The following is a 13596-nucleotide window of genomic DNA, read 5'->3' on the forward strand; positions in this document are numbered from 1 at the left end:
AGGAGGTTGCATGATGCACATTCAGATGCAAAACATTCATAAGGCATTTGGCACCAATCAGGTGCTGAGCGGAGTGGATTTTGAACTAAAAGATGGTGAGGTTCATGCCTTGATGGGGGAAAATGGAGCCGGCAAATCCACATTGATGAACATTCTGATTGGTCTCCATCAGCGAGATCAGGGAACCATCACCATAGACGGAGAAGAAAACTATTTTGTGAGTCCGAAGGAAGCAGAGAAGCTGGGTATCACATTTATCCATCAGGAGCTGAACGTATGGCCTGAAATGACGGTGCTGGATAATCTATTCATCGGTAAAGAACTGACGTCATCCTTCGGATTGCTCAACACGAGACAAATGAAAGCGCTCGCCAAAGAACAGTTCGCGAAGCTTTCCGTAGACATTCCGCTCGAAAGTCCTGCTGGAGAGTGCTCCGTCGGGCAGCAACAGATGATTGAAATCGCAAAAGCACTCATGACGGATGCCAAGGTCATCATTATGGACGAACCAACGGCAGCTCTCACGGAGCGTGAGATACAGAAGCTGTTTGGTGTAATTACCTCGCTAAAGAAAAACGGAGTATCCATTGTGTATATTTCTCACCGGATGGAGGAGATATTCACGATCTGTGACCGGATTACCATTATGCGTGATGGCAGAACGGTAGACACCCAGCCCATTCCGCAGACAAGCTTTGATGAAGTGGTGCGAAAAATGGTAGGTCGTGAACTTACGGAGCGTTATCCCGTTCGGAAACCTTCTTATGGTGATGTCGTTCTGGAAGTAAGGAATGCAAGCAGCAAAGGGTTATTCGAAAATATCAACTTCACTGTTAGAGCGGGAGAAATACTCGGTTTCTCAGGACTTATGGGTTCTGGACGGACAGAGATTATGAGAACAATCTTCGGTTTGGATACGTTGGATAGCGGTGAAATCTTCATTCGTGGCAAAAAGGCGAACATCCGTAAACCGGCGGATGCCGTGAAACATGGTATTGGGTTTATCACAGAAGACCGCAAGGATGAGGGCCTGGTATTAGACTTCTCGATTCGCGAGAATATGGCATTGCCGAATCTGTTCAGTTTCTCAAGCAAAGGATTCATCTCAGCTCCAAAAGAACAAGAATTCGTAGATACACTGATCAAACGTCTACAGATCAAAACACAATCCTCAGAAACGGCAGCTAGGAATCTGTCCGGGGGCAACCAGCAGAAGGTGGTCATCGCCAAATGGGTTGGAATCGGTCCAAGTGTACTAATTCTGGATGAACCTACTCGAGGGGTGGATGTCGGCGCGAAGCGAGAAATCTATGAATTGATGAATGAGCTGACAGACCGCGGTGTCGCCATCATCATGGTATCGTCAGAGCTGCCTGAAGTGCTTGGCATGAGTGACCGAATTGCGGTTGTACATGAAGGGCACATCAGTGGTGAGGTTTCGAGGGAAGAAGCAACACAAGAGAACATTATGACATTGGCCACAGGGGGACAGTGATATGACAACAATGCAGGAAAACAAAACGGCTAAAAGCGGCTTCCGTTTCTCAAATGTGATACAAAAATTGGGACCGCTACTCGGCTTGATCATTCTTATTCTCATCGTATCGGTGTTGAATCCAAGTTTCTTGGAACCGCTTAATATTTTGAATTTATTACGACAAGTTTCGATTAATGCACTAATTGCCTTCGGTATGACGTTTGTTATCCTGACGGGCGGAATCGATCTGTCGGTCGGCTCGATCCTGGCTTTATCCAGTGCTTTTGTAGCGAATATGATGTTGTCCGGCCTGGATCCAATCTTGTCCATCATTATCGGTGTAGCGCTCGGTGGTGTCATGGGTATGGTGAACGGACTGATGATTACCAAAGGCAAAATGGCTCCGTTTATCGCTACACTCGCTACCATGACCATATTCAGGGGATTAACATTGGTGTACACGAATGGTAATCCAATTACAGGACTCGGCGATAATCTATTGTTCCAACTGTTTGGCCGCGGTTACCTGCTGGGCATTCCGGTTCCTGCAATCACCATGCTGATTACCTTTATGATTCTGTGGATTATTTTGCATAAAACGGCTTTTGGCCGCAAAACGTACGCTATTGGTGGTAATGAGAAAGCTTCCATTATCTCGGGTATCAAAGTAAATCGCGTGAAAATTATGATTTACTCCCTGACAGGTATGCTCGCTGCTCTGGCGGGTGCAATTCTGACATCGCGTTTGAACTCAGCACAACCAACAGCAGGTACATCCTATGAGCTGGATGCCATCGCAGCCGTTGTATTGGGTGGCACAAGCCTCGCTGGAGGACGCGGACGTATCGTCGGTACACTGATCGGTGTTCTGATTATCGGCGTATTGAATAACGGATTGAACTTGCTTGAAGTAAACTCCTTTTACCAAATGGTTGTGAAAGGCGTCGTAATTGCTATTGCTGTCCTGTTGGACCGCAAGAAAACAGCATAAGGAGAGAAGCGAATATGAAAAAGTGGACTATAACACTCGTAAGCATGCTGATGATCATCGTTCTGGCCGGATGCTCTCTGGAGCCACCGGAATGGGCGAAACCTGACCCTTCCAAAAGTAACGGACAGAAGAAAATAGGTTTATCGATATCAACACTCAATAATCCATTCTTCGTATCATTGAAGGACGGGGTAGTTGCTGAAGCTAAAAAACAAGGAATACAGGTCATCGTGGTTGATGCCCAGAACGATTCTGCCAAACAAACGAATGATGTGGATGATCTCATTCAACAGGGAGTTAGTGCACTTCTGATTAACCCTGCAGACTCCGCAGCGATCTCTACAGCGGTTCAATCCGCCAACAGCGTGGGCATTCCCGTGATCACGCTGGATCGCTCCGCAGATAAAGGCGAAGTAGCGGCATTAGTGGCGTCTGATAACGTTAAGGGCGGACGCATGGCAGCAGAATACTTCGTGGAACAACTGGGTGAGGGAGCAAAAGTTATTGAACTTGAGGGTGTGCCTGGTGCTTCCGCAACAAGAGAGCGGGGTAAAGGCTTCCATGAAGTGGCTGACCAGAAACTCGATGTGGTTTCCAAACAGTCTGCCGATTTCGATCGGTCCAAAGGGTTAAATGTCATGGAGAACCTGCTTCAGGGTAATCCTGACGTACAGGCTGTATTTGCTCATAATGACGAGATGGCACTTGGTGCGATTGAAGCGATCCAAAGCTCGGGTAAGGACATTCCGGTCATCGGATTTGACGGCAATGACGATGCAATCAAATCCATTCAGGATGGAAAGTTGACGGCTACGGTCGCTCAGCAGCCCGTACTGATTGGCGAATTGGCATTGCAAGCTGCTCTGGATGTGCTCAGTGGTAAGCAGGTGGAGCCATCGATCCCCGCTGAATTGAAACTGGTAACCAAGGAAAATGTTAACGAATAAATAATGATTAGCCTTAATTAGTACAGAATGTAAGGTTTCGTGTATTTTCATTAAAAGTCGCTTATTTAGCGGCTTTTTTTATTAATGGATTCTTTAATTATAGGCTGGTTCATAAAAGGTTCATATTGACTTCATAGTCATTACATTGGAGATGACCTAGGGAGGCCAACGGATAGCGCGAAGGTTCTGCTGCAAATGAAGAAGGTCGATTAGACTTTCAGGACATTATATATGATATAGTTGTATGATGTATTAGATTGTAATTATAAATTCAGCATAACCGGGAGGAAGAGTCAATGGATAATCAACAGATTCTCATCCGAAACAACGTCAAAGTAACAGGCCATGGTTCCAAGGCTCTTATATTCGCCCATGGCTTTGGGTGTGATCAGAATATGTGGAGATTTATCGTGCCAGCTTTCGAAGAGAAGTACAAGGTGGTATTGTTTGACTTTGTAGGTTCGGGAAAGTCCGACATTCAAGCCTATGATCCTTGTCGTTATCATGATCTGAACGGTTATGCCCAGGATATTTTGGACATATGTTCAGCACTTGAATTAGAGAATGCCATTCTAGTAGGTCACTCCGTTGGTGCAACTATCGCTTTGCTGGCGTCTATTCAACGACCAGAATACTTTGAGCGGCTTGTGCTGATCGGACCTTCTGCATGCTATTTGAACGATCTACCGGATTACATCGGCGGATTTGATCGGGAAGATCTGATTGCTTTAATGGACATGATGGATCAAAACTTTCAAGGTTGGGCGAGTTATCTGGCTCCTGTCATCATGGGAAATACAGACCGGCCGGAATTATCCGAAGAGCTGGAGCTTAGTTTTTGCGCAACCGATCCTAAGGTGGCCCGTCGTTTTGCGGAGGCAACTTTTTTCTCTGATTATCGTAAGGAACTCGACAAGGTAGTGGTGCCTTCCTTGATCCTGCAATGCTCCGATGATGCAATTGCTCCGCTGGAAGCTGGAGCCTACGTCCATCAGAGGGTGAAGGGGAGCGAATTCCGACTGATGGAAGCAACCGGTCATTGTCCACACCTTAGTCATCCAAATGAAACCATTCGACACATCAAAGAATATATCACCTCAATCGAATCGATACAGGAAAGCGAGATGTACACATAATATGGACGAACGGTTGGATTACGCCCCCTGCGGTTATTTGTCGATGGATCAAAATCGGACGATACGCAACGTCAACGATACCTTTTGTCACTTGCTACAATATGAAAAACAAGGGATAATCGGCATCAGCTTTGAATCCCTGCTGACCCGATCCAGCCAAGTGTTCTTTCGGATCTATTTTTTGTCGTTGATTAATCTTAATCACCACGTTGATGAAATGTATTTAATATTGAAAACTGTTAGCAACGGAAAACTTCCTGTTCTTTTAAATGCTGTGATTCGAGAACGGGGAGAGGAGACGGTTTACGATTGTGTCTTAATTCCCATACTGCGCAGGAAGGAATACGAGCAGCAGATTGAACAAGCTGAGAAAGCATATCGGAAAGCGAAAGATGAACTACATCGGATTGAGCTGGAGCTTGAAAATAAGAGGGCAGAACTTGCTTCTATATCTAATTCAAGGGTCTAGCTTAGACTGCTTTTTTTGTATAAAGGTAGATCGGGTAATAGGTTTGAAGGATAACAGGTTCATTCGTCGAATGTAACTGCCTGAAGTCAATCCGGAAGCGAGAAGCGATTTGAGGTCGCCACTTGCGCTTGATGCAGAGAGAAGAAAACATGGAGCATGGGAACGCTTCACGACATCCCCGACTCGAACTGGGCGCTTGGTTCAAGGCTATCACAGTTTCTTCGGCACAAGGGTTCTGATCGCCCCAAAGAGTAAGATCCCGTGAAACGTTTGGGAATGTGAAACTGGATACCGTCGTATCGGGTCGTGGGAAAGAAAGGCTGCCGGGACACTTTGATTGAACGTAATACACGTCTTTATACCGCTGTCCACATGCCCGACTGTACCGTGTTGTCGATGGAGATTGTGCTCGATGTAGCGATCTCGCAGTACCCACAGGGACCTTTCTCACAGCCACGACTGACCGACCGAGGAAAGGAGTTTGCCTGTTACGGCAGTCTGGAAACCACGCATAACCTGCACGTTTAATTCGCTGATCCGTATTCCACTTTCGCACTTGGTTTGACAATCCGTCAAATAAAAAATCTGTACTATAAAAAGTCGCGGAAAAACGCGTTTTTTTTAAATTTTAAATGATATTATTTAAAAATAAATGTACCTTTTTTCTGATTTGCGATGTAATATTAGGTTTCGTAAAGCTTACCTTAAGGGTAAGTATATGAGGGCATTTACTGGTTGGAAAAAATTTTGCGGAGGAAAATGTTGCAAGTGGAAAGGCAGAGCATTGATTGTTAATATACAGTAAATAATAACAATCAAATGTGCAAAAGATCGATTAAAAGCAGGGCAGTAATACCGATACCAAAGAAAATAATGATTATTCGGACACACCGAGACAGGGAGGACACATGAAAACAACGAAGATCTCATTTTTTATACTTTCACTGATGCTGCTCCTGGTGAGCGGTCTGTCAGGATGGGCGGGGTCCGCCGAAGCAACATCCAATTCCGGTAAAACGTATGTTATTGGAACCGATATCACATTTGCTCCATTTGAATATCAAGATGAGAATGGTGATTATGTAGGTATTGATATGGATCTATTGGCAGCAATCGCCAAAGATCAGAATTTCAAGTACCAAATTAAAGCTCTTGGATTTAATGCAGCTGTGCAAGCGCTTGAGGCCAACCAGGTCGATGGTGTGATCGCAGGGATGAGTATTACGGATGAAAGAAAAGCAAAATTTGATTTTTCAGAGCCATACTATGATTCAGGTGTAGTTATGGGGATTAGCGCCAGTAATGACACCATTAAAAGCTACGAAGATCTTCGCGGTAAAAAGGTCGCCGTCAAAACGGGTACAGAGGGGTACAGCTTTGCTGAGTCCATCGCCTCGAAATATGGCTTTACCATTGTTCCTTTCGACGATTCTTCACAAATGTATGATGATGTTAAGACCGGTAATTCGGCCGCGTGTTTTGAAGATGAACCTGTTCTAAGGTTTGGGGTAAAACAGAATAATGGTTTAAAAGTCGTTACCGACAAAGAAGACGGGGCTTCCTACGGATTTGCGGTAAGTAAGGGTGAAAATCAGGAACTTCTGGAGATGTTCAATGCTGGCCTTGTGAATATCAAAGCTAACGGTGAGTATGAGCGCATTATAGAGGAATATGTTGGAGAGAATGCCCAAGTTGCTACTCAGGGTCGTTGGGAGCTCATTCAGAAATCTCTTCCTGCCCTGTTTAAAGGGTTGGGAAATACCCTTTTATACACAATAGTATCACTGTTCTTCGCATTTATCATTGGTCTGATTTTCGGATTTATGAAGGTAGGACAGAACAAATTCCTTCGTGGTGTTGCCACCGTATTTGTGGATATCTTCCGCGGCATTCCGCTGATTGTCCTGGCATTCTTTATTTATTTCGGGATACCACAGGCTATGGGATTCACGATGCCGTTGTTCTTGGCAGCGATACTCACACTTAGTTTGAATGCAGGAGCGTATGTCACCGAGATTATTCGTGGCGGTATTCAATCGATTGATCGTGGACAGATGGAAGCTGCCCGTTCATTGGGACTTCCTTATCGTAAAGCAATGATAAAAATCGTCATTCCGCAGGCTGTACGGGTTATGATACCTTCTTTCATTAACCAGATGGTTATCACATTGAAGGATACGTCAATCTTGTCCGTTATTGGTCTCGTAGAGTTGACACAATCGGGTAAAATCGTAATTGCAAGAACGTTCTCCTCTTTTGACATTTGGTTAACGGTTGCGATTATGTACCTGATTGTTATCATCACATTGACCAAAATTGCTGATTATCTGGAGGTGAAGGTTCGTCGTGGCTAAAATAAAAGTTGAAGGTTTAAAAAAAAGTTTCGGTACGAATCAGGTCCTTAAGGGAATTGATGTGGCGGTCAACGAAGGAGAAGTCGTCTGTGTCATCGGACCTTCCGGTTCAGGGAAAAGTACTTTCTTGCGCTGCATCAATCAATTAGATGCCATTACGGCAGGCCGAGTGATCGTGGATGATCAGGATCTAAATGACCCTAAAACCAATTTGAACAAAGCTCGTGAAAATATTGGAATGGTATTTCAACATTTTAACTTGTTCCCACATTTTAGTGTACTTAAGAACATCATGTTTGCACCCAGAGAACTCGGGATATTAAATGCACAGCAGGCGCGTGATACAGCACTCCAATTACTTGAACGTGTGGGTCTGTCTGACAAAGCAGACAGCTATCCAACGCAACTATCAGGTGGACAAAAACAACGTGTAGCTATCGCTCGTGCACTTGCCATGAATCCGGATGTCATGTTATTTGATGAACCAACCTCGGCGCTGGACCCTGAGATGGTAGGAGAAGTCCTAGGTGTTATGAAAGACCTCGCGAGCGAAGGCATGACGATGATGATCGTTACCCATGAGATGGGTTTTGCCCGTGAGGTAGCTGATCGCGTGATCTTCATGGATGGTGGTTATATTGTCGAGCAGGGTACTCCTGCAGAGATATTTGGGAATCCGAAGAATGAGCGGACGATCAGCTTCTTGGAAAAAGTACTCTAGAACATATACAGGTAAAACATTGAAAGTCGCTATTTAAGCGGCTTTTTTTGTTTTATGGTTTACTCCTTATTTTGAAATGCGAACAGAAATTTTAATCGTATATTGCTCATAACCTCTCACCGAAAGATCATCTAACAAAACATCCTCATAAAAATATCCAGTAAGGTTTAAACCCTTACGTTCAACAGTGTTCTAGCATTCGGTCATAGGTTGTCTCCACACTGGAATACCCATTCGTATGATAGGCAATTAAGTAAGTACCGTTCTCCTTTTTGAAATTGGCATGCATTGAATCGTTACTGATTCGGGTATACAGATAATCGTAATTGAACGCTTCATTGGCTAATACCGCTTTGGTATCTTGCATCCAGCCTACCGTATGAGATGCGTTCAGATTATGACTCTCTAAATACTTGTCATGCTTAAGCATTGATTCATAGAAGCTCTCGTCATTGGTGTAAGGGTCGGCCGCGGTAATAACCAGGGCTTCCGCCGACATGTCTTCAAAACCAATGAAGGCTGGATTGATTTTTAACGCAGAAGCAGTGATTTCTTTTTTCTCTGAGATTAGTTGTTTCATTTTAATCAGTTTATTAATTTTCAATTCTAGAAGAGCCTCTTCATCCTCAAGCAAAGTGATTAGTTTCTCTGGGGATCTTTGATCCAGATAATTCTTAATTTCCTTCAAAGGCATATCCAATTCTTTAAGAATGGTGATGACTTTAAAGACATCCATTTGATTCATCGAATAGTATCTGTATCCATTATCAGCTTTAATCTCAGGAGAAAAAATTCCCTCTATGGTTGGGCTGAATCAATTCAACGTTTGCTCAATGGGTTAGCGAAAACAAATCATTTTTTGTCTAGAACTGGTTCTGAGTAGTGGATTGTTGTTCTAATTGCTCGATCTCTTTAAGTGGCGTAAGATAATATTCAATAAGTGGAATGAATACAAGTGTTCAAGTGAAATCGTTCAGGGAAAAAAGGAGGTCCATACTCCATGGAGATGATGTCTCATGAAGAACAATTGCAATCCATCCAAGCCTTTGAATCAACAATCCGCAAATCAGAAAATGCCTTAGCGAATATGACTCAGAAAGGTAATAACACGACTCTAGTGCAGAAACGCTTCAAAGCTTTATACATCGGCTTAGCCATGTTGGAATTTGTCTGGAACCGAAAATCTCATCCGTACACCGAACAAGACATAGCAGGGGCTCGCCTTGTTTTGATTGGATTGTTCCCATCTCTTGAGAGCATGTATGCTAAATCCAAAGAAGGTAGCCCTCAAAAAACTCTTCTGGAAAGAAGAATTAAAGCATTTCATCTAGCTGTTCAAGCTATGGATGATCTGGAAAATTAATTATTCATTTCTGCAGTCTGCCTACTTTGACGGGAACACTGGGTAAATGACCATGGATACACATACGTCTGTCGAATGGAGAATGATCATGGGAGAAAAAACGAATGATGCTGGATTGCCCGGCGAACAAAGTAATAACAGCATGAATGCATTGGTATATGATACTTACGGAACGCCAGAAGTCCTTCGATTAGAAAAAGTAGCCATCCCTGTGCCCAAGGATCATGAAGTATTAATTGAGGTCCATGCAACCTCGGTAAACTCCTGGGATTGGGATCTCCTTCGTGGTAAACCATTCGTTACCCGCATCGGCGCGGTCCGGCAGCCTCGTTATCGAATTCTTGGAGCAGATGTAGCAGGTCGGGTAATCGCCGTTGGGGCTGCTGCCACACGATTCAAACCAGGAGACGAGGTGTTCGGAGATCTTTCCGGCTGCAACTGGGGCGGATTCGCTGAATATGTATGTGCTACGGAAAGTGCCTTGACATCAAAACCTGCGGGTATCAACTATGTGCAGGCAGCAGCCATCCCTCAGGCAGCCGTACTGGCGTTGCAAGGCCTGCGTGATCGGGGAGATCTGCAAAAGGGGCAACGTGTTCTGATTAATGGCGCCGGTGGCGGAGTCGGAACATTTGCCATCCAATATGCCAAATTGCTTGGGGCAGAGGTGACTGGCGTTGATAGCGCTGACAAGCTAAGTATGTTAAACGCTGTTGGAGCTGACCATGTGTTGGATTATAGGAAAGCGGATTTTACTGCAAGGGGAGTGCAATACGACCTTATTCTGGATGTCATCGGTAAGCATTCTGTTTTTGCTTTGAAGCGTGCATTAGTCAGCGGAGGCATATATGTGATGGTCGGAGGTCCAATGCGGCGTATTCTTCTCAATCTGCTGTGGGCACCGATTATTGCGCGGCTTGAGCATAAGCAAATAAAACTTCTCGTTCATAAACCGAATCATGAAGATCAAGAGGTATGGAAAGAACTTGTTGAATCAGGCCAAGTTTTACCGATTGTTGATCAGGAGTACTCATTAAGTGAAGGAGCTCAGGCCATTCAAGATCTTGGAGAAGGTCGTGTGAAAGGAAAAGTCATCGTTTCCATCAAAAAAAGGGACGTTTAAATGGTAGAAAGATATCTTTTGTAACCAATCTTAACGATGAAACCGAAATGAAAGAGAGGTCTGTCTAATTAATGACAGACCTCTCTTTGTCTTTTGTAAGCCTAGGAAAACCGATAGAGTCGTACACCATGCGCCGGTACATTAGCAATTAAGGAGTTCTCTGTGAATCCAGCTGCTTCTCCGCTCCACAATTCGGTCCCTTCAGTAATGCCTGATAGGCTGATTTCCTCTATATTGAGATCCACGGGCAGAGGTTTCTCGCCAGTATTGAATACAGCGACGTAGGACGAGCCATCACCATGTTGAGCTGTCCATACGATAAGTTCTTCTTGACGTAAGGCTTCTCTGGCTCCATAACTCTCGCGATGCATTCGAAGAACCTCTCGGTTGGTTAACAGGGACAGTGTCCAATCATCGTTATCTCGCAGTTCACCACCGAAGATAAGCGGGGAACGGAAGATGCTCCACAGCGACATCATGGTCAACTGCTCGTCAGGTGTGAACCGAGTCCAGCGATCCGCACCACCTCCGTCTACAGAACGGATACCGATATGACCTAAAGGCAGCATATCACAGTCTGGCCAGCAACCTGCTTGGGGGACACCTTGCCATGTCCGGCAGCGGTCGAACATATCCAATAACAGCGGCCAAAGATCCCAGAAGTCATCCGTGACACGCCACATATTCGCATGTTCTGCTAAGAATTCCGAGTATTCCACGGGAGCAGGTCCAGGAGACAGACTAAGTACCATAGGCCGACCGGAGCGGTCAATTGCTTTGGATATCATTTCGATCTCGGGCTGATGGGTATCATAGAGTCTGGAAGCGGCAATATCGTCCACCTTCACCAAGTCAACGCCCCATTGTGCATACAGTTCAAAGAGCGAATCGTAATATGCCTGTGCTCCTTCTTTTGAGCTATCAACACCGTACATATCTGTGTTCCACGGACAGATGGAGTTCGGATGAGCAATATCACGCGCAGTGGCGGTTGTGCCCAGGATCGGAGTCCCGGCATGTGCAGCTTGACGTGGAATACCGCGCATGATGTGAATGCCAAATTGCAGTCCGAGACTATGAACATAGTCGGCTAATGGCTTAAATCCCTGTCCATCCGCAGCGGAGGGGAAGCGGTTCTCGGCAGGCATAAGCCGTGAATATTCATCCATAATTAGTGGAACGAACGGACGGTATTGAGAAGAATTGGCATAAGGCTCGTACCATTGAATATCGACCGTAATGTAGCTCCAGCCAAAGTCTTTAAGATGTTCTGCCATGTACTCGGCGTTACCACGAATTTCGTCTTCTGTAACGGCCGCGCCATAGCAATCCCAGCTATTCCAGCCAAGCGGTGGAGTTGATGCTGCAAGCGTATGATTCATGGGAATACTCCTCTACTGATTAATTATTGCTCTCGCTAAATTCATCATAATAAAGGATTTTATTAATATCTACAGTAATCTTACATGTGGAATAGCATAATATTGCGGTTAGTCGAAGAACAATTTACGATACACAAGGCTTTCGCCACCACTGCGGAATTCACCTGGCGTAAAACCAGTTATACTACGAAAGGCTTTGATAAAATAACTTCCACTGGAATACCCGACTTGTTCGGCAATGACTTCAATACTAAGAACAGTTCCACGCAGCAATTCCATCGCTTTCTCAGTGCGCACACGGGTCAGATAAGCGCCCGGGGTCAGACCTGTACTGGAAGAGAAACGACGTATGAAGTGATATTTGGAAAGGCAAACATGTTCCGCAAGATGATCCATACTGATCATCTTAGAATAGTTGCTTTCTATGTATTCAACGGCCCGTTGGATGTTCCCCGACCAGTTTTCTCTGTTGCTCAGCGTTGTTTTCTGCAATCTAACCAGTTCTGTCATGAACTGATACACACTGGATGATGCAATTAGAGGATCCGTGATTCTGCCTGTCGCCGCATCGGTCACGATCATTCGCAACAACCGGATTGGTGTACTGTCAGCGGGGAGATAGGGTGTTTCTCCAACTTCGCGAAGGAATTTTCGCCAATGGGGCAGAACAAGCGTGGGTCGGAACAACAGGAAGAGAAAGTCCCAAGGTTCTTTCGATTCCGAATGGTAGTAATAGCGATGCGGACCTGGGATTTCGGCCAAAAAAGCTTGTCCTGCAGTGACATGGTGGATGCAATTATTTGACTCAAATACACCTTCACCCGAGATCGTATACTGGAATAACAGGAGAGGCCCATCCGTACGTTCGAGTCCATCCCAGAGATAAGAAGGGTCCGTTATAGAATCAGATCCGGCCGCAAATAGTGAACATAGTTGGAGCTCCTTGTCTTCAGCGAACCGAAAACCATAGGTTCCTCTGGGAATATTCATATCAGTTCTCCTTGTTACCCTGAATTTTTACTGCGCCCCACGAAGGAAGAGATCTACTAGTTTTTTTCCTAATGAAAGATTGGAACCATATTTGTGCAGGTTATCTTCCCGATTCCCCATGAGCATCATGGAGGAGAAGGTCTCTGCCAGGAAAAACGGATCATCCGTCTGCAGTCTGTTTTGATCCATTGCCCGCTGGAAATGGGTGGCTAACACTTCGTGAATACCATGCTCCGCTGCACGTATGTCCTGAATCTGAGCGTGGTCAAGAAAAGGCTCAGCCTCTCTGAGCATCGTTTCAATCTCCGCATGTGGATTTCCCAATCTGGCCTCAGCCAAACATACAAGTCCTGATTCCAGATCTTCAGCTTGATCAAGCATATGCGAGGTTAAACGGCTAACATTCTGTAACATGGTTGTAAAAGCAACCTTAAATAGCTCTGGTTTGCTGGTGAAATGATAATAGATGGTCGGTTTGGATACGCTACAACTTTTTCCAATTTGCTGAAGTGTGACCGTTTCGTATCCGTACTCCATGAATAGCTTTGAAGCCGTTTGAATGATGGTTTGTTGAATAGAGATATCTTCGTCTGCATGTTTGGGTCTTCCAAGTAAACGTTTCGTTGATTTTTCTGTCATTGGA

The 13596-nt window shown here is 44.9% G+C and carries 13 protein-coding genes and 1 pseudogene; 10 read left to right on the forward strand and 4 right to left on the reverse strand.

The annotated features are described in order from the left end of the window. The first annotated feature begins 13 nt into the window (after positions 1-13). The 8 genes and pseudogenes from M1D71_RS13405 to M1D71_RS13440 all read left to right on the forward strand — a co-directional run bounded on the left by M1D71_RS13405 (position 14) and on the right by M1D71_RS13440 (position 8095). Positions 14-1495 carry a sugar ABC transporter ATP-binding protein gene (locus tag M1D71_RS13405; protein ID WP_458127236.1) on the forward strand — a complete coding sequence of 494 codons (1482 nt, stop codon included), beginning with the start codon at positions 14-16 and terminating at the stop codon, positions 1493-1495. 10 nt (positions 1496-1505) lie between these two features. Then, entirely contained in the window at positions 1506-2468 is a 963-nt protein-coding gene (locus M1D71_RS13410) for an ABC transporter permease subunit (protein ID WP_442956207.1), read from the forward strand. A 14-nt stretch (positions 2469-2482) separates the two neighbouring features. Beyond that, entirely contained in the window at positions 2483-3415 is a 933-nt protein-coding gene (gene rbsB / locus M1D71_RS13415; protein ID WP_458126860.1) for a ribose ABC transporter substrate-binding protein RbsB, read from the forward strand. Between the two features lie 296 nt (positions 3416-3711). After that, entirely contained in the window at positions 3712-4551 is an 840-nt protein-coding gene (locus M1D71_RS13420) for an alpha/beta fold hydrolase (protein ID WP_458126861.1), read from the forward strand. Between the two features lies 1 nt (position 4552). Beyond that, positions 4553-5020, forward strand: a complete 468-nt coding sequence (locus M1D71_RS13425) for a PAS domain S-box protein (RefSeq protein WP_458126862.1) — start codon at positions 4553-4555, stop codon at positions 5018-5020. A gap of 242 nt (positions 5021-5262) precedes the next feature. After that, positions 5263-5545: pseudogene (locus M1D71_RS13430) on the forward strand (IS30 family transposase); the annotation flags it as partial. 383 nt (positions 5546-5928) lie between these two features. Next, positions 5929-7374, forward strand: a complete 1446-nt coding sequence (locus M1D71_RS13435) for an amino acid ABC transporter substrate-binding protein/permease (protein ID WP_458126863.1) — start codon at positions 5929-5931, stop codon at positions 7372-7374. Next, positions 7367-8095 carry an amino acid ABC transporter ATP-binding protein gene (locus tag M1D71_RS13440; protein WP_458126864.1) on the forward strand — a complete coding sequence of 243 codons (729 nt, stop codon included), beginning with the start codon at positions 7367-7369 and terminating at the stop codon, positions 8093-8095. The genes M1D71_RS13435 and M1D71_RS13440 overlap by 8 nt, the downstream gene beginning before the upstream one ends. A gap of 181 nt (positions 8096-8276) precedes the next feature. Here the strand turns inward: M1D71_RS13440 and M1D71_RS13445 are convergent, their stop codons facing one another. Further along, the gene (locus tag M1D71_RS13445) at positions 8277-8840 is read right to left on the reverse strand and encodes a hypothetical protein (RefSeq protein ID WP_458126865.1); all 564 of its coding nucleotides are present in this window, start codon (positions 8838-8840) and stop codon (positions 8277-8279) included. A 255-nt stretch (positions 8841-9095) separates the two neighbouring features. Here M1D71_RS13445 and M1D71_RS13450 point away from each other — a divergent pair, with 255 nt between their 5' ends. Together M1D71_RS13450 and M1D71_RS13455 are read left to right on the forward strand one after the other, a co-directional pair. Further along, positions 9096-9458 (forward strand): hypothetical protein, encoded by a 363-nt coding sequence (locus M1D71_RS13450; protein WP_458126866.1) that lies wholly within the window; start codon positions 9096-9098, stop codon positions 9456-9458. A gap of 88 nt (positions 9459-9546) precedes the next feature. Then, a complete protein-coding gene (locus tag M1D71_RS13455; protein ID WP_458126867.1) occupies positions 9547-10581 on the forward strand; it encodes an NAD(P)-dependent alcohol dehydrogenase in 1035 nt (344 codons plus the stop codon). A 101-nt stretch (positions 10582-10682) separates the two neighbouring features. Here M1D71_RS13455 and M1D71_RS13460 read toward each other — a convergent pair whose 3' ends face one another. The 3 genes from M1D71_RS13460 to M1D71_RS13470 all read right to left on the reverse strand — a co-directional run bounded on the left by M1D71_RS13460 (position 10683) and on the right by M1D71_RS13470 (position 13592). Next, the gene (locus M1D71_RS13460) at positions 10683-11963 is read right to left on the reverse strand and encodes a glycoside hydrolase family 27 protein (RefSeq protein WP_458126868.1); all 1281 of its coding nucleotides are present in this window, start codon (positions 11961-11963) and stop codon (positions 10683-10685) included. Between the two features lie 108 nt (positions 11964-12071). Next, positions 12072-12953: a helix-turn-helix domain-containing protein gene (locus M1D71_RS13465; RefSeq protein ID WP_458126869.1), complete on the reverse strand. Its 882-nt coding sequence runs from the start codon at positions 12951-12953 to the stop codon at positions 12072-12074. Positions 12954-12980: 27 nt separating this feature from the next. Beyond that, on the reverse strand, positions 12981-13592 hold the full coding sequence (locus tag M1D71_RS13470; protein ID WP_458126870.1) for a TetR/AcrR family transcriptional regulator: 612 nt from the start codon (positions 13590-13592) through the stop codon (positions 12981-12983). Positions 13593-13596 lie beyond the last annotated feature (4 nt).

The sequence above is a fragment of the Paenibacillus sp. Z3-2 genome, from assembly GCF_054161325.1.

Excerpts from the sequence above, each read along its gene's own strand:
- M1D71_RS13460 (WP_458126868.1), bottom strand. The coding sequence starts at position 11,963 with ATGAATCATACGCTTGCAGCATCAACTCCACCGCTTGGCTGGAATAGC.
- M1D71_RS13410 (WP_442956207.1), top strand. The coding sequence starts at position 1,506 with ATGCAGGAAAACAAAACGGCTAAAAGCGGCTTCCGTTTCTCAAATGTG.
- M1D71_RS13455 (WP_458126867.1), top strand. The coding sequence starts at position 9,547 with ATGGGAGAAAAAACGAATGATGCTGGATTGCCCGGCGAACAAAGTAAT.
- M1D71_RS13435 (WP_458126863.1), top strand. The coding sequence starts at position 5,929 with ATGAAAACAACGAAGATCTCATTTTTTATACTTTCACTGATGCTGCTC.
- rbsB (WP_458126860.1), top strand. The coding sequence starts at position 2,483 with ATGAAAAAGTGGACTATAACACTCGTAAGCATGCTGATGATCATCGTT.
- M1D71_RS13465 (WP_458126869.1), bottom strand. The coding sequence starts at position 12,953 with ATGAATATTCCCAGAGGAACCTATGGTTTTCGGTTCGCTGAAGACAAG.
- M1D71_RS13425 (WP_458126862.1), top strand. The coding sequence starts at position 4,553 with ATGGACGAACGGTTGGATTACGCCCCCTGCGGTTATTTGTCGATGGAT.
- M1D71_RS13405 (WP_458127236.1), top strand. The coding sequence starts at position 14 with ATGCACATTCAGATGCAAAACATTCATAAGGCATTTGGCACCAATCAG.
- M1D71_RS13450 (WP_458126866.1), top strand. The coding sequence starts at position 9,096 with ATGGAGATGATGTCTCATGAAGAACAATTGCAATCCATCCAAGCCTTT.
- M1D71_RS13420 (WP_458126861.1), top strand. The coding sequence starts at position 3,712 with ATGGATAATCAACAGATTCTCATCCGAAACAACGTCAAAGTAACAGGC.
- M1D71_RS13470 (WP_458126870.1), bottom strand. The coding sequence starts at position 13,592 with ATGACAGAAAAATCAACGAAACGTTTACTTGGAAGACCCAAACATGCA.
- M1D71_RS13445 (WP_458126865.1), bottom strand. The coding sequence starts at position 8,840 with ATGAATCAAATGGATGTCTTTAAAGTCATCACCATTCTTAAAGAATTG.